Source organism: Acinetobacter sp. F16, assembly GCF_052712855.1.
The window spans coordinates 1-22,371 of sequence record NZ_JBRATK010000008.1 but is presented as its reverse complement, the minus strand read 5'-3'; the positions used below and the strand labels follow the sequence as shown (position 1 = coordinate 22,371).

15 protein-coding genes are annotated in these 22,371 nt (G+C 42.8%); 9 read left to right on the top strand and 6 right to left on the bottom strand.

Features of this window, described 5'->3' with window-relative positions; translation table 11 throughout:
- Window positions 1-237 precede the first annotated feature (237 nt).
- Entirely contained in the window at window positions 238-2,181 is a 1,944-nt protein-coding gene (acs, locus tag ACU0NF_RS06420) for an acetate--CoA ligase (protein WP_445660525.1), read from the top strand.
- 131 nt (window positions 2,182-2,312) lie between these two features.
- The gene (locus ACU0NF_RS06415; RefSeq protein WP_445660524.1) at window positions 2,313-3,494 is read left to right on the top strand and encodes an acyl-CoA dehydrogenase family protein; all 1,182 of its coding nucleotides are present in this window, start codon (window positions 2,313-2,315) and stop codon (window positions 3,492-3,494) included.
- 86 nt (window positions 3,495-3,580) lie between these two features.
- On the opposite strand, the gene ACU0NF_RS06410 is transcribed toward ACU0NF_RS06415, so the two are convergent.
- From ACU0NF_RS06410 to msuE, 3 genes are all read right to left on the bottom strand, one after another.
- Window positions 3,581-4,195: a riboflavin synthase subunit alpha gene (locus ACU0NF_RS06410; RefSeq protein ID WP_445660523.1), complete on the bottom strand. Its 615-nt coding sequence runs from the start codon at window positions 4,193-4,195 to the stop codon at window positions 3,581-3,583.
- 140 nt (window positions 4,196-4,335) lie between these two features.
- Complete coding sequence (gene sfnG / locus ACU0NF_RS06405) at window positions 4,336-5,454, bottom strand: dimethylsulfone monooxygenase SfnG (RefSeq protein ID WP_445660522.1); 1,119 nt, start codon at window positions 5,452-5,454, stop codon at window positions 4,336-4,338.
- 29 nt (window positions 5,455-5,483) lie between these two features.
- Window positions 5,484-6,218, bottom strand: coding sequence for an FMN reductase (msuE, locus tag ACU0NF_RS06400; protein WP_131384889.1), 735 nt, complete (start codon window positions 6,216-6,218; stop codon window positions 5,484-5,486).
- 377 nt (window positions 6,219-6,595) lie between these two features.
- Here msuE and ACU0NF_RS06395 point away from each other — a divergent pair, with 377 nt between their 5' ends.
- Entirely contained in the window at window positions 6,596-7,246 is a 651-nt protein-coding gene (locus tag ACU0NF_RS06395) for a response regulator (RefSeq protein WP_370983741.1), read from the top strand.
- Between the two features lie 99 nt (window positions 7,247-7,345).
- Here ACU0NF_RS06395 and ACU0NF_RS06390 read toward each other — a convergent pair whose 3' ends face one another.
- Both ACU0NF_RS06390 and ACU0NF_RS06385 read right to left on the bottom strand, forming a co-directional pair.
- Window positions 7,346-8,113 (bottom strand): hypothetical protein, encoded by a 768-nt coding sequence (locus tag ACU0NF_RS06390; RefSeq protein WP_370983701.1) that lies wholly within the window; start codon window positions 8,111-8,113, stop codon window positions 7,346-7,348.
- A 417-nt stretch (window positions 8,114-8,530) separates the two neighbouring features.
- Window positions 8,531-12,022 carry a hybrid sensor histidine kinase/response regulator gene (locus ACU0NF_RS06385; RefSeq protein WP_445660521.1) on the bottom strand — a complete coding sequence of 1,164 codons (3,492 nt, stop codon included), beginning with the start codon at window positions 12,020-12,022 and terminating at the stop codon, window positions 8,531-8,533.
- A gap of 185 nt (window positions 12,023-12,207) precedes the next feature.
- Here ACU0NF_RS06385 and ACU0NF_RS06380 point away from each other — a divergent pair, with 185 nt between their 5' ends.
- The 4 genes from ACU0NF_RS06380 (at window position 12,208) to ACU0NF_RS06365 (ending at window position 17,426) form a co-directional block, all read left to right on the top strand.
- Window positions 12,208-12,540 carry a DUF485 domain-containing protein gene (locus ACU0NF_RS06380; RefSeq protein ID WP_370983699.1) on the top strand — a complete coding sequence of 111 codons (333 nt, stop codon included), beginning with the start codon at window positions 12,208-12,210 and terminating at the stop codon, window positions 12,538-12,540.
- 1 nt (window position 12,541) lies between these two features.
- Complete coding sequence (locus tag ACU0NF_RS06375; protein ID WP_171536288.1) at window positions 12,542-14,257, top strand: cation acetate symporter; 1,716 nt, start codon at window positions 12,542-12,544, stop codon at window positions 14,255-14,257.
- Between the two features lie 331 nt (window positions 14,258-14,588).
- Window positions 14,589-15,281 (top strand): ion channel, encoded by a 693-nt coding sequence (locus ACU0NF_RS06370; protein ID WP_445660520.1) that lies wholly within the window; start codon window positions 14,589-14,591, stop codon window positions 15,279-15,281.
- 174 nt (window positions 15,282-15,455) lie between these two features.
- Window positions 15,456-17,426, top strand: a complete 1,971-nt coding sequence (locus tag ACU0NF_RS06365; RefSeq protein WP_445660519.1) for a BCCT family transporter — start codon at window positions 15,456-15,458, stop codon at window positions 17,424-17,426.
- Between the two features lie 76 nt (window positions 17,427-17,502).
- On the opposite strand, the gene omp33-36 is transcribed toward ACU0NF_RS06365, so the two are convergent.
- On the bottom strand, window positions 17,503-18,441 hold the full coding sequence (gene omp33-36, locus ACU0NF_RS06360; RefSeq protein ID WP_445660518.1) for a porin Omp33-36: 939 nt from the start codon (window positions 18,439-18,441) through the stop codon (window positions 17,503-17,505).
- 1,101 nt (window positions 18,442-19,542) lie between these two features.
- Here omp33-36 and blaOXA point away from each other — a divergent pair.
- Together blaOXA and ACU0NF_RS06350 are read left to right on the top strand one after the other, a co-directional pair.
- A complete protein-coding gene (gene blaOXA, locus ACU0NF_RS06355; RefSeq protein WP_445660517.1) occupies window positions 19,543-20,397 on the top strand; it encodes a class D beta-lactamase in 855 nt (284 codons plus the stop codon).
- 154 nt (window positions 20,398-20,551) lie between these two features.
- Complete coding sequence (locus tag ACU0NF_RS06350; protein ID WP_445660516.1) at window positions 20,552-22,249, top strand: GGDEF domain-containing protein; 1,698 nt, start codon at window positions 20,552-20,554, stop codon at window positions 22,247-22,249.
- Window positions 22,250-22,371 lie beyond the last annotated feature (122 nt).

The window sequence follows — 22,371 nt, the reverse complement described above, 5'->3', positions numbered from 1 at the left end:
AGTGAAAGCATTTTCTTGTTAAATTATAAGATCAAATGAACAGATCAGATACGAACAAGATCATTTTTTTTGTTGTATACGATAAGCAGTCTGTGTTTTAAATTGTATAAACAAACTACGACCAAAGCATGATTGAAGTGGTTGAAAAATAATCGTCATACTGTGGATATGCAGTCAATAAAATCAAGAACGTGGCATGGCATCTCGTGATGAGATGAAAAGAGCAAGGAAGTACCTATGAAAGAGATCTATCCTGTACCAGAAGAATTTAAAAAAACCGCTCGCACCAATGAGTCTGAATATTTCGAGCGTTATCAGAAATCCATTGATCAGCCTGATGAATATTGGGCAGAACAGGCCAACAAACTGGACTGGATTAAACCTTTTAGCCAAGTCAAAAATACCAGTTTCGACAAGGATAATTTCAAGATCGAATGGTTTGCCGATGGACAGCTGAACCTGAGTGCCAATTGTCTGGACCGTCATTTAAAAGAACATCCACATAAACCTGCGATTATTTGGGAGGGCGATCATCCTTCACGGCATAAAATTATTTCCTTTAAAGAACTGCATGATGAAGTCTGTCGTTTTGCCAATGTATTAAAAAAACATGGCGTGACCAAAGGCGACCGCGTAGTGCTGTATATGCCGATGATCTCCGAAGCGGCCATTTCCATGCTGGCTTGCGCACGAATTGGTGCAGTGCATTGTGTGGTTTTTGGCGGTTTTTCTCCCGATTCATTGGCCAGCCGGATTGAAGACAGCCAGGCGAAAATCGTGATTACTGCCGATTCAGGCATGCGTGGCGGCAAGCCGATTCCACTGAAAGAAAATGTTGATGCGGCACTTAACGTGCAGGGAACCGAGTCCGTTCAAAATGTAATTGTGGTGCACCGTACCGGCAATCCGGTTCAACTCAAAGAGGGACGTGACCTGTGGTATCACATGGAAATCATGTCGGTCAATGAAATTTGCCCGCCTGAACCGATGAATGCGGAAGATCCTTTATTTATCCTGTATACCTCGGGTTCAACCGGCAAGCCAAAAGGTGTGCTGCATAGCACCGGTGGCTATCTGACTTATGTGAACTCGACTTTCCGTGAAGTGTTTGATATCAAGCAGGATGATGTGTTCTGGTGTACTGCAGATGTCGGCTGGATTACCGGGCATTCCTATGTGCTATACGGGCCATTGTCTAACGGCACGACTACCGTCATGTTTGAAGGCGTACCGCAATATCCGACCTGGGCACGTACCGGCCATATTGTCGACAAGCACAATGTCACCATCCTCTATACCGCCCCAACGGCAATTCGCGCCATGATGCGTGAAGGCGATGCCTTTGTCCGTGAGAGTGACCGCAGTAGCTTGCGTTTAATCGGATCTGTCGGTGAGCCGATTAACCCCGAAGCCTGGAACTGGTATTACACCGTGGTCGGTGAAAGCCGTTGTCCAATTGTCGATACCTGGTGGCAAACCGAAACAGGCGGGATTTTAATTTCACCTTTACCGGGTGCAACCGATTTAAAACCGGGTTCTGCCACCCGACCATTGTTTGGCATCCAACCGGCGATTGTCGATGCTGAAGGGAAAGAGCTGGAAGGCGAGGCGGAAGGCAACCTGATTATCAAGGATTCCTGGCCGGGTCAGATGCGCACCATCTGGGGCGATCCTGAACGTTTTATTGAAGCCTATTTCTCGACTTATCCGGGAACCTATTTCACTGGAGATGGTGCACGCCGTGACCGGGATGGCTATTACTGGATTACCGGACGCGTTGATGATGTGTTAAATGTCTCCGGACACCGTTTAGGCACGGCAGAAGTCGAAAGTGCCCTGGTGGCGCATGAGCATGTTGCAGAAGCTGCCGTGGTCGGCATGCCTCATGATATTAAGGGTCAGGGCATCTGTGCATTTGTGACCTTGCAGGCCGATTTTGAGGAATCTGACGAGCTACGTAAAGAACTGGTCAACTGGGTACGCAAGGTATTAGGACCCGTCGCTACACCGGACGCTTTGTATTGGGCACCCGCTTTACCGAAAACCCGTTCCGGTAAAATCATGCGCCGCATTTTAAGAAAGATTGCCGCCAATGAACTGGATAGCTTGGGTGATACTTCAACCTTGGCAGATCCACAAGTGGTGGACAATCTGATTGCGACCGTCTACCCCGACAAGTAAGTCATTTTATTCATACCGCCTGTATTTTGCAGGCGGTATTTTTATTTTGCGTATAAGCACTTCAGGCATTGAGATAAAGCAGCAAAACATCATCTGCTAAGCTAAAAATACAGGAATAATCAGACAATATTATGAATGCTTCAACACCGCTAACCTCCGCTCAACCGATTGAGATCGCCCGACAACTGGCCGCACAGTTTGCAACCACTGCTGCAGAACGTGACAAGCAGGGCGGCAACCCAAAATCCGAGCGTGATTTAATTCGTCAAAGTGGCTTATTGGGTCTGTCTATTCCAACCCAGTATGGTGGGCAAGGGGCACAGTGGAAAACAATTTTTCAAACCATTCAGACGATTGCTCAAGTCGATAGTTCACTCGCGCATGTCTATGGTTTTCATCATTTACTGATTGCGACGGTGCAACTGTTTTCACAACCTGAACAATATGGCAAATGGTTTCAGCAAACTGCTCAAGAAAACCTGTTTTGGGGCAATACTTTAAATCCGCTGGACCGACGCACCACAGCAGTTAAAATCTCTGAACATGAATATATCTTTCATGGCGATAAAAGCTTTTGTTCAGGTTCCATGGATTCAGATGTACTGCTTTGCTCAGGTTATAACGAGGATGGAAAATTACTGATTGGGGTGATTCCGACTGCGCGTGACGGGGTCAGTTTCTTGGGTGACTGGAACAATATGGGACAACGCCAAACCGACAGTGGCAGTAGTCATTTCGAGCAGGTCAAAATTCAAGAAGATGAATTGCTGCTCAATCCGGGACCGCTGAGTACGCCGTATTCGAGCTTACGACCTTTGGTGGCACAGCTGATTTTTGTGCATATGTTTTTGGGTGTGGCCGAAGGTGCTTTTGAAACGGCCAAGCAAACTGTGCAAAACCAGAAAGCCTGGTCAAAATCTTTGGCTGAAAATGCAGTCAATGATCCATTCACGCAAAAGCACTTTGCCGAGTTTTATGTGCAATTGGAAGGGGTACGTTTACTGGCCAATAAAGCGGTAGAGACTTTGCAGAAAGCCTGGGATATAGGCGAGAACCTAACAGCCGAGCAACGCGGTGAAGTCAGTATTACCATTGCCACTGCAAAAATTGCTGCGACCAATACATCGCTATATATCACACAAAATATTTTTCAGGTGATGGGCGCACGTGCCACCACAGCCAAACTGAATCTAGACCGTTTCTGGCGCAATGTCCGTACCCAGACGCTGCATGACCCGATTGATTATAAATATCAGGAAGTGGGCGAGTGGGTGTTGACCGCTAAAGTGCCTGATCCAAGTTTCTATTCTTGATGTAGCTGCCTATCCAAAACTCAAAAAAGCCTTTAGAGAAAGGCTTTTTTTATATTTCGAAGCAAGACAAATGAAAACAAAAAAGCTTAACGCTGATGGATATTTTCCAGTGTATCCACCAAGGTTCGGGTCATTTGGTCAATTTCGTAATTTACTTCATCACCGACTTTGGCATCTTTCCATGTGGTTAAGCGCAGCGTTTCGGGGATCAAATCGATCGAAATTTCACTCGCTTCACGATCGACACGGTTGACGGTGAGGCTGCAACCATTTAGCCCTATAAAACCTTTTAGAAAGAAGTATTTGATATTACTGCCTGGAATCTGCAGGTCAATGTGGAAAGTCTCACCGCGCTGTTCAAGGGCTTTAACAATTGCAGTGCCTTCGATGTGTCCATACAGGTTATGCCCGCCATTTTCTGCACCGACTTTGGCAGAGCGTTCAATATTGACCGCATCACCGACTTTTAAATTCTTTAAGGTGGTGAGTGCCAAAGTGACATCAGAAATATCAAAATGAATTTGATTCAGTGCAGCATCAATGGTGGTGACTGTCAGACATGTGCCATTGATGGCAACACTTGCACCAATAAAGACATCGGCAAAAAAGTGATGCTGGTTGCTCACCACAATCGTAATAAAACCATCACCTTTTTTAATTTCAATGATTTTTTCCAAGCCTTGAACAATACCTGTATACATTGACATTTTCCTTATTCAGATGACTTCGATTGTAAGGAGCAATCTGGAATCTGACTACTGTGTTTGCATAAAAAAAAACCCTCAGGCCGAGTCCTGAGGAGATGAAGTGGGGTAAAGCATTATTATTATAATGGGATGGCTTAAGCTGATTTCGCCTGCAGCTGTTCGGCCTGCTTTGCTTCGAGTTCACGCACCAAAGGCAATACCTTCTGACCAAAATATTCCACTTCTTCAATACAGTGCAAGAAGCCAGAAAGAACCAGGTCGACACCGATATTTTTAAGCAGCAAAATACGTTCAGCAATTTGCTGCGGTGTACCAATCAGGTTGGTTTTAAAGCCATCGTTATATTGCACCAAATCTTCAAAGCTTGATTTTGCCCAGTTGCCTTCACCTTCAGCAGTGGACGCACCGGCTTCGCGGGTGGCATCACCGAATTTTTTTACTGCCTTGATGTTGGCCTTGTCGATGATTTCTTGCAGCACGGCTTTGGCTTCTTCTTCGGTATCACGGGCAATGATGAAGGCATTGACACCAATTTTTACCTGATGGTTATTCACTTTGGCTTTTTCACGAATATCGTCAATCTGTTTTTTCAGCTCTTCAGGCGTGTTGCCGTTGGTGAAGTACCAATCGGATACGCTTGCTGCCATATCGCGCGCTGCACGTGAACTGCCGCCTTGGAAAATCTCAACCGGCTTGTTTGGTAATGGCTGGGGACGTAGCGTGTAATCTTTAAACTGATAGAACTTGCCATCAAAATTAAAGTGATCTGTATTCCAAATGCCTCGTAAGCTGCGAATAAATTCTTCTGAACGGGCATAACGCTGATCGTGTTCTGGCCATTCTTCGCCAATTGCATCAAATTCACCCCGGAACCAGCCACTGACCACGTTAATCGCGATACGGCCATTGGTCATTTGGTTAATGCTGGCCAATTGTTTTGCTGCCAGAGCAGGTTTCCAAGGTCCCGGTAGAATTGCTGCAATCAGTTTGATTTTTTCAGTTTTCGCCAATAGCGCATGACTGAAACTGACCGATTCATGCTGGTTTTCTGCGCCGTAGCTTGAAGCAAAACGAATCTGGGTCAAGCCGTATTCAAAACCGCTTTTTTCTGCCGCTTGGGCTAAGCGGACATTATACTCATAGCTCCAGTCGGTGCGCTGTTCGATGTTGCTGACCACGAAACCGCCGCTGACATTGGGTACCCAATAGGCAAATTTTACATTGTTGTCTTGCTGTGCTTGTTGTTGTGACATATTTAAACCCTCGAGTTGGAAGCCGCTGATTAAGCGACTTGAGTCTTCGGCGATTTTTTGCTGTGCAAGCGTGATTCTGCTGCATCTAGGCTTGGCACTGCCGCAGAAGGAAGCACTTCTTCCTGCTCGATTTGTTTATTAATGCCCAGATTTTGGTTGGCTTGTTGGGTTTTCTCTTTGACTACTTCTGCACGTTGACCTTTTGCCGGCGCCCATTCAAGGATTGGAAGCGCACGAGCCACTGCCAAAGTGATACGGTCACGCAAGAATTCGCTGTGAATGGTGTATTCAGGCGTGAAATCGCGGTCAGTCGCGTAAACACCGATTGGCAAAGTTTGCGCCTGGAAGAAGCTAAACAATGGGCGTAACTGGTGTTCAAGAACCAAGGCATGACGTTCAGAACCGCCTGAAGCTGCAAGTAGCACAGGCACATCTACCAATGCGGTTTGTTCTACAAAATCGAAAAAGTGTTTAAATAAACCGGTAAATGATGCGCGGTATACTGGCGTACCTACAATCAGCGCATCTGCTGCTTCTACGGCAGCCAAGTCATCTTGTACGCGCTGTGGTAATTGATTGCGGTAAATCGCACCGCCCATTAACTGGCCAATTTCGCTAAATTTAATGAAATGGACATTAATCGGAGTTGCTTCACCCAATTCGTCCAGAATGGCTTGAACCAGTGCTTCAGTTTTGGATGGATTATTTAAGCCGCCAGATACAGCAACAATGTTAAGTGGTTTTTGTGCAGTTGAAATAGACATCTCGGAACAACCTAAAACAATAAAATCTCGGAATGTGTTTATTAATCAACAGTTGGCATATGCTGTAAAATAAGCAAATACAGAAAAGTTATCTGATTTTAAGATATACAGAAAATTGTGCTTAACTCACCGCTAAAGAGTAGTTAATGCTTTGATTTATAGGTTTATCTTGATTATTAATAAGCATTTTGCTTTATACGATAAAATTTATATGAAAAAGTGATTAGATTTAAAGAAATTAAGAAAATGCAGAATTTTAGCGGTTTGTTACTGCGAATATCGGCTTAAATGCAAAAATAGTGAGATCTTGCATATCCTTAAATGCGTGACTATGGTTAGAATAGTAACCACTGTGCACAAGATCCTTCATGTCGCTTATGAATATTTTAATCGTTGATGACCATCCGCTGTTTCGTCATGCCTTAATTCAGGCCGTTCGTTACAGCTTACCGCAAGCTCAAATTCATGAAACAGCTGCAGTAAATGAGTTGTACGAACGCTTAGATAACGGACCAGAACCGGATTTGGTTTTATTGGATTTAAATTTACCAGGCGCTTCGGGCTTTTCAGCTTTGGTTCACGTCCGTGCACAATATCCCTCAATCCCAATTATTGTGGTTTCTGCGCATGAAGAAACTTCAATTATTCAACGTGCCATTGCGCATGGCGCAATGGGCTATATTCCTAAATCGGCACATCCAAGTCATATTGGTGAGGCGATTCGCCAAGTGTTGGAAGGTGACATCTGGTTACCGCCAAACTTGCCTGCCAATCTGAATTTTGACCCTCGTGCAGCAGATGAAACTGCGCTGGCAGAACGTATTCAATCGCTGACACCGCAACAATTCCGTGTATTGATGATGGTGGCTGAAGGTTTACTGAATAAACAGATTGCTTATGAGCTTGATGTTTCTGAAGCAACCATTAAAGCGCATGTCACTGCCATTTTCCGTAAATTGGGTGTGCAAAACCGTACCCAGGCGGTATTGGCAATCAGTGCTTTAAATATTGAAGAAAAGAAAATGTAATCTGCTGAACACAGCATTGAACAAAAAAAAGGCACTTGATTTAAGTGCCTTTTTTATTGGGATGGATATTTTAAAAGTCAAAGTCTTTAGCGCTTTATATTAGGCGACATAGCTTTGTCTGGGAGTATGGTCTGTGCAAAATAATGGATTTAATGCACATTGCAGATCATCAATTTGCTCTTGAGAGACATATGCTTTTTCTTTTAGATACTCAGCCACGCTTTCATCTCGTAAACTTAAAAATGCCGCATCATATACGCCTAAATCGACAAATAAAGCCGCAGTTTCCAAGCTGTTAAAACGGTCTAAATAGACATCACTGCCATAGAGCAGGAAGATATGATCTTCATTGGCATGGGCATTTACATCTAAGTGTTGTGCCAATTCCAAAGGTGGGGTCTTGATAAAAAGCAGATCAGACAATTCATCAAATTGAGTGGTGTCAAGCAGATCCTCATCGGTTTTGACTTTGCCCAGCCATGCCTTAAACACTAGCACCGCCCCCCCACGCAATAGCATGCTCCAAATCTGGTGACGTACTGCGTCGCTTAAGTCTTGAGATTCGGCTTTTAAGGACTGGATCAGCTTATCTTCTTGTTCAGCAAGTCGGTCAAATAAACCCAAGCCTTGCGGTTTATAGGCTGCAGGGCTGAATACATCAAAATTCAATTCATCGAATACCTGTAATGCAAGCGGAACAGCACTTTGATACAAGGTGTTTAATGCCTGAATATGCGTGTCTTTTAAGTGGCTGGGCTTAAATAGTTCCGTCCATTGAATCTCAGGCAGCAGCGCATTGGCACCATATTGACGGTAAAATTGTTGCGATTGATCTACGCCATGGCTTCCGGCTTCAGAAATGTTCATCTTAAACTCCTGTATTTTTCTATGATGATCAGTTCCTTGGGCAGCGTTTTGACATGCATACTGATAGAGCGATTAAACTGATCATTTGTTGCTCTCATATATGAGCCAGGATGGCGACGAACGGAATACGACTAAAGTTATAGAGTGGATTTTTGTCAAAAAAATGCTTTTAATAATAATTGGTTATTAAATTGTAACTAGTTATACAAGTGTATATTTTAATTTTGATGTTCTTTGCCATAGCAAACACCAGGGTGGAGTTTTTGGTCAATATAACAGCCTTTAAAATAAGACTTTTTGAACAGTTTTGCCTAAATGGAAAATTAAATTGCCAGTACTCGTAATTATAGGTGTATTTGTGTAAAAAAACGTCCATTTCAGTAAGGTGAAATGGACGTCTGATTTTACAGTTTAGGCTTAAGGACTGGAGATTTTTAATCCCGATAACCATGAACGAAGTGAGGCCGGTTTTAACGGTTTTTTCAGCAGCACAATATTCTGTTCTTTCAAATGTTGGGGCAGTTCAGGATCTGAATCTGCGGTAATCAATGCCACAGGAACTTGCTCTTGACGATTGTCCAGAATGAAATCGAGACCAATCTTGCCGTTATTCAAATGCTGGTCGACCAGCCACACTTGAATGTTTTCTTGCTGAATCAGTTCTAGCGCCTGTTCAGGCTCAGTCGCCTTAAACACTTGATAGCCCCATTTAGTCAATAATGTAGACATCCCTTCCAGAATGGTTTCATCATTATCTAAACATAAAATTTTATAGGCCTTGCTTTTCAGCGGAGTCGCCTGAACCGGAGTGGCCACCACTTTTGGAGCTTCCACAATCGGCACTTCAATGATGAAGCAAGAACCTTTGCCATATTCAGAATAGACATGTACCGGGTAGTCCAGCAGGCTGGTCATACGTTGCACAATAGCTAAGCCGAGTCCCAGACCTTGCTCACCCCAAGGCGAGGTATGACCGCAGCGCTCAAACTCCTGGAACAGTTTAATGCGCTGTTCTTCTGCAATACCGGGACCGGTGTCCCATACACCAATACGAATATTGTTAGGTTTTTCTGCAGAACGCAGTACGCCGACAATCACCTTGCCTTTAGCGGTATAACGCAAGGCATTGCTGACAAAGTTTTGAATAATACGGCGAATCCACTGCGGATCGGTATCAATCCAGAACTGGGCATCATGCACACTGAGTTTAATGCCACGTTGCGCCGCAATGGATTTAAATTGCAGTTCTAAATCGCTGAGCAAATCATGCAGGGGATATGATTGACGCTTGGGTTGAATGGTACCCCCTTCTAAACGCGCAATATCCAGTAGGGCAGACAACATGCTTTCTGCACCATGCAAGGCACGATCCAGTTGTTGTAATGTCTTGCGGTCTTCATCCGACTGCACGCTTTGTTCTAAAGCTGTACTAAACAAACGCGCGGCATGCATAGGCTGTAACAGGTCATGACTGGCTGCTGCAATAAAGCGACTTTTTGACATATTGGCGCGGTCGGCTTGTTCGCGTGCCAGTTGTTGCTCGGAAAGTGCATTGGCAAGCTGTTGGGTTCGATCCTGAACGCGTCCTTCAAGCACGGCTTCATTTTCACGGAATGCGGTAATGTCGGCAAAAGTGGTGACGAAACCGCCGCCTTCAATCGGGTTGCCACGCATCTGAATCACCCGGCCATCTTTACGGATCCGTTCAAATTCATGCGCGCTGCCCATCGCCATCCAGTGAATCCGTTTACGCACGTGTTCTTCAACGGAACCCGGACCGCATTCACCACGTTCTGCGTTATAGCGAATTAAATCTGCAATTGGGCAGCCGACATAGACAATGTCTTTTGGATAATCGAACAGTTTTAGATATTGATTATTCCACGCCACCAGACACATATTTTCATCCACCACGCTGACCCCTTGGGTCATATGGTCGATCATGGTCATGATCAGGTTTTGGTTAAAACGCTGCCATTGTGATGCTTGATCCAGAATATTCGCCACCTGACCGAGGGCTAAACCATTATTCACCATTGCAGTGGTGAGCAGGGTACGTGCGGAAGCTGAACCGATGGTTCCTGCCAGATATTGCTCGGTGAAGCGCCACCACATGCCATTGGCACTGCTGTTTTCATTCAGGATGACATTGTTTTGTGCACAGAATTGGCGGAAGGCTTTTGTTGTGGGGCCTTCGCCAGTAATCCGTTTGGCGAGGGCAATTAAATCGCCCACTTTCAGACGGGCAACATCATGCTGCAGGTAATTAATGTCACTGGTCGTGCTGTGGGAAGGTAAGGGCTTGGTTTCATAATAGAAGAAACTTTCCGCTTGAATCTGTTCTGCAATACTTGGGCGGAAAATTCGAGATACCCAAACATAGAGCAGAATATTCAGACCTAAAGACCAGACCACACCATGAGTCAATGCCGCAAAGGACTGAAAACCGAGCAAGGCTTCTGGGCGTAACCAGTTAATCCCAAAAGGTCCCAGACTCAGCAATTGCTGGGTAAACTGGCTATATTCCGCAGGCAAGCTACGCAGCACAGTTGGAAATAGCAAGGTATATGCCCACATCACAAAGCCGGTAATCAGACCGGCATAGACCCCTTGCTTACTGCCGCCACGCCAATACAGTCCACCAATCAGGGCAGGGGAGAATTGAGCCACGGCACTAAACGCGAGCAAACCAAAAACAGAGAGCTGGTCTATGTCATTAAAGAAATGGAAGAACAGGAAACCCAATAACATGACGGCTAAAATGCAGATGCGACGGGTAAATTTCAGTACCAAAGGCAGACGTTTATCGTGACGTGAAAGTATGCCCGTGCGCCAGAGTGCCGGCATAATCAGGTCATTACTGAGCATGATCGACAAAGCGACCGAGGACACCAACAGCATGCCTGTTGATGCAGAAAAACCACCCAGGAAAGCCAATAACGTCAACCAGTCCTGGTTATAACTGAGCGGCAAGGACAGAACAGCCACATCGGGAATGGCTAAAAATTGCGGTGCGGCATGTAATGCCCAGCTGGCAATGGGAATAATCGCGATGGTGGTCAGAATCAGATAAGTGGCAAACCAGCGACGTGCCCCACGAATATGTTTTTCATCGCGTAGTTCAACTACAGCCACATGGAATTGGCGCGGCAAACAAATGACCGCCAGTGCTGCCAATACCGTTTGTACCCAAAACGTTTCCGGCACACCAAACAGTTGAACTTCTTTAAAGGTATCAGCAACATCACTTGAAATTTGTTTTAAATTGTCCGGAGAATCAAACACAAAAAACAAGGCAACACAGAGTAAAGCAAATAATTTGACAAAGGATTCAAACGCAACCGCCAACATTAAACCGCCATGTTGTTCGGTATTGGCAATTTGCCGGGTGCCAAAAATCATGGCCAAAATGGCCAATACCCCAGTCAAGAACAGCACGCCATTGGTGGTGCTTTCTATGCCAGAGTCCTGTTGCAGAATCACCGCAGCACTTAAGGCAATCGCTCTGAGCTGCAAGGCCAAATAGGGAATAATGGCGATGACGGCAAGAATGGTGACCAGAGAGGCCAATGTCCCGCTTTTGCCATAACGGGCCGCAACAAAGTCGGCAATGGAGGAAATGGCATGATGCTGACGCACTCGGCCCAAGCGTCGCCAAATATCGTATCCGACTCCGACAAAGATCAAGGGTCCCAGATAAATGGGCAGGAAGATAATGCCTTCACGAACAGCGGCACCGGTTGCGCCATAGAATGTCCAGGATGAACAATAAACCCCTAAAGTTAAACTAAAAAGTAGCATGCGACCACGGGTGCTTAATCGACTCGCGTGTTTTTCCCCAAAAAATGCACAGATAAAAAGTAATGCGATATAGAGGGCGAGAACCCCGATGATGAGCCAGCTGTTCATATTGCCTACAGTGTGAAACTATGTCGTAATGATACCCTATCTGATAATCTGACCGCTTTAATTGATCAAAATTTAACGACCAAAGTATTAATTACAACTACCCAACAAGATTGTTAAGTTATACAACGTAATAATTCGAATTAAAAAATAGTGCCTAAGGCTGGGCGCAAACAGGAGCATGGGTTATGGATGAGAGACAGGTAGAGCAAATTCTACAGAATCCGAAATTTAAACAGATGGTCAGTAAAAAAAGCACACTGAGCTGGACACTTACAGCAATTATGTTGTTCGTCTACGTGGGTTTTATGCTGCTTGTCGGTTATAACAAAGAATTCTTAATGAGTTCTTTTAGCGGTGGTGTAACAACGTGGGGAATGCCACTGGGTCTAAGCATCATCGTATTATCATTTCTACTTTGCGGTGTGTATTCCTATATTGCTAACAACAAGCTAGATCCATTAACACAAGAAGCAATGAGAGAAGTGGAAGCAATTGCGAATGAAAAAGGACCGCACTAATATGAAATGGAATTCATTGAAGGCTCAAGCCCTTGCAGCATCAACACTGCTGATGTCGGGTATGGCTATGGCTGGCCCGGATCTCGGAGCTGCTGAACAGCAGGCAACCAACTGGCACGCGATCATCATGTTCGTGATCTTTGTTGCTTTCACATTGGTGATTACCAAATGGGCCGCGAAGCAAACCACCAGTACTACCGATTTCTATACTGCCGGTGGCGGGATCTCAGGTTTTCAAAACGGTTTAGCGATTGCCGGTGACTATATGTCAGCCGCGTCGTTCCTTGGTATTTCTGCACTTGTGTTCAGTTCAGGTTTTGACGGTTTACTTTACTCCCTTGGTTTCATGGTGGGTTGGCCAATCGTATTGTTCCTGGTTGCTGAACGTCTGCGTAACCTAGGTAAATTCAACTTATCTGACGTGGTGTCTTTCCGTTTGGAAGAAAAGCCAGTACGTACTTTGGCTGCGATCAGTTCATTGGTTGTGGTTGCGTTCTACCTGATCGCTCAGATGGTTGGTGCAGGACAGCTGATCAAACTGCTGTTTGGTTTGAACTACAACATCGCAGTCGTGATTGTTGGTCTACTAATGATGGCTTACGTGATTTTCGGCGGTATGCTGGCAACCACTTGGGTACAGATCATTAAAGCGGTGATGTTACTTTCAGGTGCGACCTTTATGGCATTTATGGTCATGAAAGGCGTGGGCTTTAGCTTCACTGAAATGTTTGAACAATCGATCCAGATCTTCTCTAAAGTACATGATGTTAGTTTGGCTGAAGCCGGCAATATCATGGGACCAGGTAAGTTAGCGGCAAATCCGATTGATGCAATCTCGCTCGGTCTGGCATTGATGTTTGGTACTGCAGGTTTACCGCACATTTTAATGCGTTTCTTTACAGTGAAAGATGCGAAAGAAGCACGTAAATCAGTGGTTGTTGCAACAGGTTTCATTGGTTATTTTTACCTTTTAACCTTCATCATCGGTTTCGGTGCGATTATGTATGTATCGAATAACCCGCAATTCCTTGATGTAGCGAAAATGGCCGTTACTGGCAAATTAGAGCTAGTGGGTGGTAACAACATGGCTGCGGTGCACTTGAGTGATGCGCTTGGCGGTGACCTGTTCATGGGCTTCATTTCAGCGGTGGCATTCGCAACGATTCTTGCCGTAGTGGCAGGTTTGACCTTGTCTGGTGCTTCAGCAATTTCACATGACTTGTATGCAAACGTATTCAGAAAAGGTCGTACTACGCCTGAATCTGAACTTCGCATGTCAAAAATCGCGACTTTAGGTCTTGCAATTTTTGCGATGATTTTGGGTATTTTGTTCGAGAAACAAAACGTTGCCTTCATGGTCGGTTTGGCATTCTCGGTAGCTGCATGTGCCAACTTCCCGGTACTTGTGCTGTCAATGTTCTGGAAAGGCTTGACCACGCGCGGTGCGGTGATTGGCGGTGTGGTAGGTCTTGGGCTTGCAGTGCTGCTGATTGTGCTGTCTAAAGCCGTTTGGGTAGATACATTAGGCATCTCTGATACACCAATCAATCCGTTTAATGGTCCTGCAATCTTTGCAATGCCATTGTCGTTCTTCTGCTGCTGGTTGTTCTCGGTGACTGATAATTCAGCACGTGCACAAGCAGAGCGTAAGGCGTTTGACGCACAGTATGTTCGTTCAATGACGGGTATTGGCGCATCAGGTGCATCTGATCACTAAGACTCAAAATTGACACCATAAAGAAGTCCCTGCGGGGACTTTTTTATTGTCTGGAGATTGAAGCTAAGCTTTATTAAAGAATATGGTTTTGAATTTAATTCGTTTTTTGAAGCTGCTTTTTTATTTTCCACATATTGTCCCGAAATTTAATCTAGCGCATGAGCTGACGAATTCTTTTCGATGGTTTTTATCTAGCTTTTCATCCAACTCTTCATCCAGATATTCATACAAATGTGTCATTCGTATGCTCGCTCATTCATGCTAAGTTGATCCGATCAAAAAGAAAGAAAACAGCATGATAAACAAAAACGGCAATCTCTTGGAGTGGTAAATGCAGGCGCTTATTGATGTGTGGAAGATTTTTCGCTTATTACCTTCAGCGTGGCTGATCTTGCTGCAATTTATCATTTTAATATTATCTGTAGCGGGCAATTACAGTACCACTTATCGAACCTTGACCTGGCTTTTAGGGGTTCTGGTTTTACTGGTCATTGCCAAGGTTATCCGGCAAACACCGATGTTTACGATTTTAGGAATGAGTTTTGTCGGTGGTGCGGTCATTTTTTCTTCAATGATTTTACTGGGCCTGGATCATCCTATGATTCAAGTGACTGCGCATGGTTTCGAGGCTGCCGCTTATTTTAGTGCCGCCTATGGTTTATTGCGTTATATGTTTGAAGACCGTTACTTAACCCGGGATGAGCTATTCGCTGCCGCTGCGGTATTTACGCTGCTTGCTTGGGGTTTTGCCTTTTTATATAACATTTGTCAGCTACTGGTGCCGGATAGTTTTCATAATCCAAATATGAGCGGTTTACAAAGCTGGCTGAATTTATTGTTTTTAAGTTTTAGTTTGCAGTCGGCAACCGGCTTGTCCGATTTAATGCCGATGAGTGCACCTGCACGTGTGCTGGCAATGCTGCAAATGTTTTTTGGTGTCATGTACTTGGCACTGATTGTTTCGCGTTTAATCGCCCTGCAATACATTGCCCATTTACCCAATCAGAATAAAACCAATAAATAATCTAAAATTGTGACTATGTTACAGGAATGTAACTGCATGCCTTATGTCATTAATTTATGATGTGTTTGAGTTTTAATTTAGTTCTGCTTAACTCGTCTTTTATTTATCTTTCGATAAATGCTCTGTTTGACCGTTTGGTCTATCCCATTAATTAAAATATAAAATGGAGGATGTATGCCTTCCAAAAATCCATCCTGGTTTGCTAACGTCAATCCAAATGTGTTTTTTAGTACCGTCGCTATTATTTCTATCTTTCTGGTTGTGGTTGTTTTAGCCCCAAACTCATTTGAGCTGATTACCAAAAATCTCAATCAATGGGTCACAGATTCCTTTAGCTGGTTCTATGTGTTATCGGTCGCGATATTTCTTATTTTACTGATTTATATTGCGTTATCGGACATGGGGAAAATCAAGCTGGGCCCCGATCATAGCCAGCCCAATTATAGCAATGCTTCCTGGTTTGCTCTGTTATTTACAGCAGGCATGGGGATTGGCCTGATGTTCTTTGGGGTTGCCGAACCCGTAATGCATTATGTCTCACCGCCGGAAGGGGCGGGCGAAACGATTCAAGCCGCACAGCAGTCCATGCGCGTGACTTTCTTTCATTGGGGCTTTCATGCCTGGGCAATTTATACCGTGGTGGGATTGGCACTGGCCTATTTTGCTTATCGCCATAATCTGCCACTTAAAATTCGTTCTGCTTTATATCCGATCATTGGTGAAAAAATTTATGGTCCGATCGGGGATGCAGTAGATACCTTTGCCACGATTGGAACAGTTTTCGGTGTGGCCACCACCTTGGGTTTTGGGGTAACCCAAATTAATTCGGGGCTGAACTACCTGTTTGGAATTCAACAGTCAGCCAGTACCCAAGTGATCCTGATTATTGTGGTCAGCACCATGGCTTCAATGTCTGTATTTTTAGGCCTAGATAAGGGAATTAAACGGCTATCTGAACTGAATTTAATTTTGGTGCTGACTTTATTACTGTTCGTATTTTTTGCCAGCTCTTCTATTTATTTACTGCAAACCACCATTCAAAATGCCGGGCAATACGTCTCAAATTTATTTGCGATGACCTTTAATCTATATGCCTATCAACCTAATGGCTGGATTGGCGGCTGGACCATTATGTACTGGGCATGGTGGATTTCATGGTCACCATTTGTGGGGATGTTTATCGCCCGGGTATCCAAAGGACGCACTATTCGTGAATTTATTGTCGGTGTTTTGCTGATTCCGACTGGTTTTACCCTGATCTGGATGGGTTTCATGGGAAATGCCGCGCTATATAGCATTCTGCATGAAGCCAATCATTCTCTGGTTGTGGCAGTTCAACGAGATTCATCGGTCGCACTATTCGCGTTCTTGCACAGCTTGCCTTTTTCAAGCGTCATGAGCTTATTGGCAACCTGTCTGGTGATGCTGTTTTTTGTGACTTCTGCAGATTCCGGTGCACTGGTGACCGACTATTTAACTGCAAAATCTGAAAACTCTCCCATTTGGCAAAGACTGTTTTGGACCGTATTGATGGCGGTATTGGCGATTGTGTTACTGCTGGTGGGTGGACTCGGTGCATTACAGTCAGCCACCATGATGAGTGCCTTGCCGGTTACTTTTATTATGCTGTTGATCTGTTGGGGTTTAGTGAAAGCCTTGCGTCTGGATGTCATCAAAATGAATGCATTGCAAGAAGCACGTATTACCCCACGAGCGATTCAAAACCCACGTAGTTGGCAGCAGCGTTTAGGCCTGATTATGCATTATCCGCATACTGAAACAGAGGTGAACCAGTATATTCAAACTGAAGTATCCAAGGCCTTTCAAAGCGTGCAAAAAGAGTTTCAGCGTCGTAAGTTAACAGTGACCATTCGCTCGGTTGCCGATGGCCTGGAATTAAGAGTCGATCATCATGATGAAATTAATTTTATCTACCAGGTGGTGATACGAGAAACGGTTCCGCCGAGTTTTATGCCAGAAATGACTGCGGATGAAATAAGCTATTATCAGGCGGAAGTCTTTTTAAAAGAAGGCGGTCAGAACTATGATGTGATGGATTGGACTTCAGATGATCTATTACAAGACATTATTGATCAATATGAACGCCATCTACACTTTTTAAGTCTGGTGCGCACCCCAGAATAAATTCAGCTAGTCATAAAGCAGTCATAAAAAAGGACGCTTAAAGCGTCCTTTTTTCTATTCAGAATCTAATCAGCAATTAGAAACGGAATTTAGCGTTTACGCCACCCAATTGAGCATCGTTTGCGCCATTTTCACCATTTGCATATACATAGCTCATACCTAAGCCAATAGCAGGTGTAACGAAGTAATTTACATTGACACCAGTTGCAGAGGTAGGAAGAGTTGGGCTCTTGTAGCTACCTTCAGCATAAGATGCGCCTACACTGAATTTAGGTGTTAAGTAAAGGTCAGATTTTAAGTTGTAAAGAGTATCTTCACCGTAAACGATACCTGCTTCAAAGCCCAAAGACATGTTAGTACCGTCGATTGGACCTACATATTTAGTACGTGCAGTAATTGCATCTTGATCGCTATTGATTGAACGAGCTTCCATAGAAGCGCTCATTAGGCCGTTATTTAAAATGTTAAAAGTATCGAATGAATCCCTTTCTGTAGCACTGGTGTAACCAACAGCCACCAAGAAGTTTGGCGCAACTAAAGCACCAAGCTCAAGTGCGTAACGATCGCCAGAGTCATCGTCTTGACGCAAAGTTGTAAAATCGTTTTTAGCATCAGTTTTAGAATGGTTGTAAGATGCGCTTGCGTATACAGGTACAACACTTGTAGGAATGTAGGTTTCACCCTTAACGCCATAAGAATGTTGTTCTACATCAAATTCTTCATTTACTGCTGCTGTGTTGCCTCCAACAGTAATAGAGTTGATGTCAGCTGTCAGCTGTCCAAAGTTATAGCCAGCAGAAATACTGCTTGCTTGGTTTAAGAAAGCAGCTTCAGCCAACGGTCCTTTAGATGTATCGATATCTTTAAAGTAGTAAGTACCTTGTGCCCCTACATTATAGTTACCATCATTTAATTCAGCATCGTAGTAGCCTACAGTCCCTTGAACTTCCGCTTGATAAGCTTGAGCACCAGTCATGGCTAATAATAAAGCAGTGGCTAAACCGAGTTTTTTCATAATAATTACCAGTTCTATTAAAAATGGATTAAACAGTAGGCATTGTATTGTAACAATACATTAAGTCAATGAACTAAAAGAACATTATTTTATTGGAATATTACTATAAACCTCATGTAGAGTGATAATTATACAATCCGACTTTTACCTTATAAATTCCAAAAACTTTTTTATAACAAAGGATTATATGGATTAAAATTGTTTATTTTGATTAAAATTAATAAACGGAATAAGTTACTTTTTACAATGTAAAATTAGGTTATCTTGTATTCGTTAATTGTAAAAAAATAATTTATATATGTTGGTATAAGGTGAGCTTATTATCATATTTGTAATATTTTATGAACTAAATCAATAAAGGTACCTTGAAATGGCTATTTTTTTGTTTAAAAAATACCCATATCAATCTCTAATATGTGAAATATTTCACATTTGTTTGAGATTACTGTGATTTATATAAAACCATACTACTTTAATAGGCTTTACTTATTTTATGATTTTTACCATAATATATCTATCAAGTCATATTGCATTGGAATAATGTGATGATGATCTGATTCTCCATAAACAAGTTTTGTTTTTATATGCCCAACTTTCCCCAAGGTTGGGCTTTTTTTTACCCAAAATAATCTTGCTCTGGCTGAGTTCTCATATTTAATAATTCTCATATTTAATAAAAATTAGCTAAATATCAGCACAACCTCAAAACCCACAGACTATTAATTTTTATTTTTTGATCACTGCTTTACTATAAAACAGAAGATTTGAAAAAATGTTCATTTTGAATTATTTTTAGAATTTATTGCACCAATAAAGTGCGTTATTGATATAAGCTTTATGTCATATCTTAAATTTAGTAATAAAAAACCCCAGTTTCCTATGAAAACTGGGGTTTTTTAGCCAAAAATCTCGGAAAAATCAAAAAACCTGCTGAGGAATGATTTTGACTTGCCCTAATGCGGTGCATTATGCACTTATTTGTGGCATGTGTAAATATTTTCTTACACCTATAATAAAAATATTTTAGCGATGCGTAATTTATACAAAATGATGTGCCCAGATTTGATAAAAATAGAGAATTTATTCTTTCGGAATTTTGAGATGAAACAGGGATTGTTTTACTTAAGCTGCTTAATTGTCTTGATGCAATTAAGTGCCTGCCAGACGGGAACAGAACAGAATTTGAGTAAAGCGGTGATGAAATCTCAATCAAAATTAACCTCTGCACGATCAGAAGATATTGCCACACTGTTAAATCAGGCAAATAAACAAGCAGTCTTTATGACTTACGATGGTCATCAGTTGAATCGTTATGGAAATTCTTTAACACGTGCCAATTCTCCCTATATTCCAGCTTCAACCTTCAAAATGTTAAATGCCTTGATTGGGTTACAGCATCACAAAGTGACTACGACAGAAGTTTTTAAATGGGATGGCAAGAAACGTAGTTTTGCTGCATGGGAAAAAGACATGACTTTGGGGCAGGCAATGCAGGCGTCTGCGGTTCCTGTTTATCAAGAGCTGGCCAGACGTATTGGTCTACAATTAATGCAGCAAGAAGTAAAACGTGTTGGTTTTGGCAATCAACAGATTGGTCAACAGGTTGATAATTTTTGGCTGGTGGGCCCTTTAAAAATCACCCCTGAACAGGAAGCAAAATTTGCCTATCAACTGGCAACAGAACAATTGCCTTTTGATGCTGCTGTACAGCAACAGGTGAAAGAGATGCTTTTTATAGAGCGTCGCGGGGATACAAAACTGTATGCTAAAACTGGCTGGGGAATGGATGTACAGCCACAAGTCGGCTGGTATACAGGTTGGGTGGAACAGCCAAATGGACAGATCATCGCTTTCGTTTTAAATCTGGAAATGCAGGATCATGATGATGTGGGGGAGCGCAAGCAATTGAGTCTAAATATTTTAGATAAGCTCGGCTTATTGTTTTATCTTCGTTAGAGAGAAGTACCAATAATATATTTTTATAAAAAAAGGATAAACGGTTGATAAGAAAGAATTATTAATATAAAAATCATGTAATATATACGCTTGTATTATAAGCGAAACATGATGATGATTGACCATTTGTTTTTGTGTGGGGCGTACTGAATCTATGTATAAATTACGTTCGGAACAGATTAGTCAACGGCTTTACTTGTCGATGGTCATCATTATCTTCTCACTGCTTTTTCTTTCTGTTCCTTTGATTGTCAGTAGTTATCAGAGTTATCAAAAAGCAGATCGCGCCTTGACAGAAATTTCTGCACTGCGTGCGGTTGCCGATTTAGCCAATAAAGTTTCGCGCGAACGGGCGCCTGCGAATAAGGTGATGTCAAGTTCCCCTGATGAGTTGGCGGCAAATCTAAACGAGTTGCATAAGTATCGAAAAGAAGTCGATTTACAAATTGAGCAAACCTTAGAGATTTTAACCACAGCAGGATTTTCGGCTCCGACACAAGGCTTATCTTCCAATTTAAAGGTGACCTTACAGCAAGGTCGTCAAGCTGTAGATGCGTATGCTGCTTTGCCCCGATCTGAACATAATTCAAAACAGCTTGATGATGCGATTAAGAAGATGTTCACGGCATGGGATAGTTGTCATGAAATTTTAAAAAATGTATTGGTGCACTCGGTAGCGAAGGGGACCTCTTCTGAGTCCTACACCCTGATTTTAATTCTGGCAGATTTACGCGATCAGGCAGGACGAATTGCATCTAATATCATGGCATCCATCACTTTTGCAGAAAAAATACCTGAAGATAATCTGGCCCGATCATTACAGACTCAACATCAGGCACATTATTTATGGGGCTTGATCAATACCATACAACCTGAGCAGGGTAAGACCCCAGAATATTTAGCTCTGCATCAACAAGTAAAAGATCAGTTTTTAGATCAAGGTATTCCACTGGTTGCTGGCTTGATTAATGAAAGTATGCACAATCAGGCTTATTCCTTAACGGGTACGCAACTCACAGAAGCCATAGTTGATAAGTTCATAACGGTGGTGAATTTGCAAACCTATATTCTTGATTACAGTGTTAGCGTTGCTCAGAACCAGAAAAAGCAGGCACAACGACAATTTGTTCTAACGCTGCTGGTGGCAATCATTTGTCTGGTTACCGCAGGTTTTACCATGATCTATGCGCGAAATGGGGTCTTTAAACCTTTAATTAAAGCCAGAAATACAATTCTTCGTTTGGCACAGCATAAAGTTGATAGTGAATATAATGAATTATCTAATGATCCGGTGACTTTGTTACAAGCAATTAAAAAATTGAAACGCGTACTGCAGCAACGCGATGCTTTAGAATTTCAGCTCAGAAACATTGCCAATACTGATAATTTGACGGGTGTATCTAACCGTTTGGCTTTGGATGAATACATTAAGTATTTGGAAAAGAAACCTGAAAAATTTACTCAAACAGCCCTGATTATTTTTGATATTGATGATTTTAAATATGTAAATGATACATTTGGGCATATTGTTGGTGATGAAGTTATTAGGCTAGTCGCGGAAAAATTACAATTTAATGTGCGTACTTCGGATTTGATCGTGCGTTATGGCGGTGATGAATTTTTGGTGTTAATTGAACAGGCTGATTTTCAGGATGCTTTGGTTGTTGCGAATAAAATTCTTGAGGAGATTTGTAGCTCTGAACTCTACATTGCCGAGATCAATCAAAATATTCAGATTTCGGTGAGTGCGGGTGTGGCGGTTGGTGCGGCATCTTGGATGACATTACTTGAAACAGCCGACAAGTCTTTATTTCAAGCAAAAGAAAATGGGAAAAATAAAGTGGCGGGGTGAGAAATTAATTTTTAAAACACTAGGGTGTGTCCTCATTTGATGTACATATTTCATTCTTCTCATCTATTCAATTAAAATATCTTATATCTCCCTTCTAAAATTAAATTTTCCAACATGTCACG

Coding starts and splice junctions, on each gene's coding strand:
- acs (WP_445660525.1), top strand. CDS start 238: ATGAAAGAGATCTATCCTGTACCAGAAGAATTTAAAAAAACCGCTCGC.
- ACU0NF_RS06415 (WP_445660524.1), top strand. CDS start 2,313: ATGAATGCTTCAACACCGCTAACCTCCGCTCAACCGATTGAGATCGCC.
- ACU0NF_RS06410 (WP_445660523.1), bottom strand. CDS start 4,195: ATGTATACAGGTATTGTTCAAGGCTTGGAAAAAATCATTGAAATTAAA.
- sfnG (WP_445660522.1), bottom strand. CDS start 5,454: ATGTCACAACAACAAGCACAGCAAGACAACAATGTAAAATTTGCCTAT.
- msuE (WP_131384889.1), bottom strand. CDS start 6,218: ATGTCTATTTCAACTGCACAAAAACCACTTAACATTGTTGCTGTATCT.
- ACU0NF_RS06395 (WP_370983741.1), top strand. CDS start 6,596: ATGAATATTTTAATCGTTGATGACCATCCGCTGTTTCGTCATGCCTTA.
- ACU0NF_RS06390 (WP_370983701.1), bottom strand. CDS start 8,113: ATGAACATTTCTGAAGCCGGAAGCCATGGCGTAGATCAATCGCAACAA.
- ACU0NF_RS06385 (WP_445660521.1), bottom strand. CDS start 12,022: ATGAACAGCTGGCTCATCATCGGGGTTCTCGCCCTCTATATCGCATTA.
- ACU0NF_RS06380 (WP_370983699.1), top strand. CDS start 12,208: ATGGATGAGAGACAGGTAGAGCAAATTCTACAGAATCCGAAATTTAAA.
- ACU0NF_RS06375 (WP_171536288.1), top strand. CDS start 12,542: ATGAAATGGAATTCATTGAAGGCTCAAGCCCTTGCAGCATCAACACTG.
- ACU0NF_RS06370 (WP_445660520.1), top strand. CDS start 14,589: ATGCAGGCGCTTATTGATGTGTGGAAGATTTTTCGCTTATTACCTTCA.
- ACU0NF_RS06365 (WP_445660519.1), top strand. CDS start 15,456: ATGCCTTCCAAAAATCCATCCTGGTTTGCTAACGTCAATCCAAATGTG.
- omp33-36 (WP_445660518.1), bottom strand. CDS start 18,441: ATGAAAAAACTCGGTTTAGCCACTGCTTTATTATTAGCCATGACTGGT.
- blaOXA (WP_445660517.1), top strand. CDS start 19,543: ATGAAACAGGGATTGTTTTACTTAAGCTGCTTAATTGTCTTGATGCAA.
- ACU0NF_RS06350 (WP_445660516.1), top strand. CDS start 20,552: ATGTATAAATTACGTTCGGAACAGATTAGTCAACGGCTTTACTTGTCG.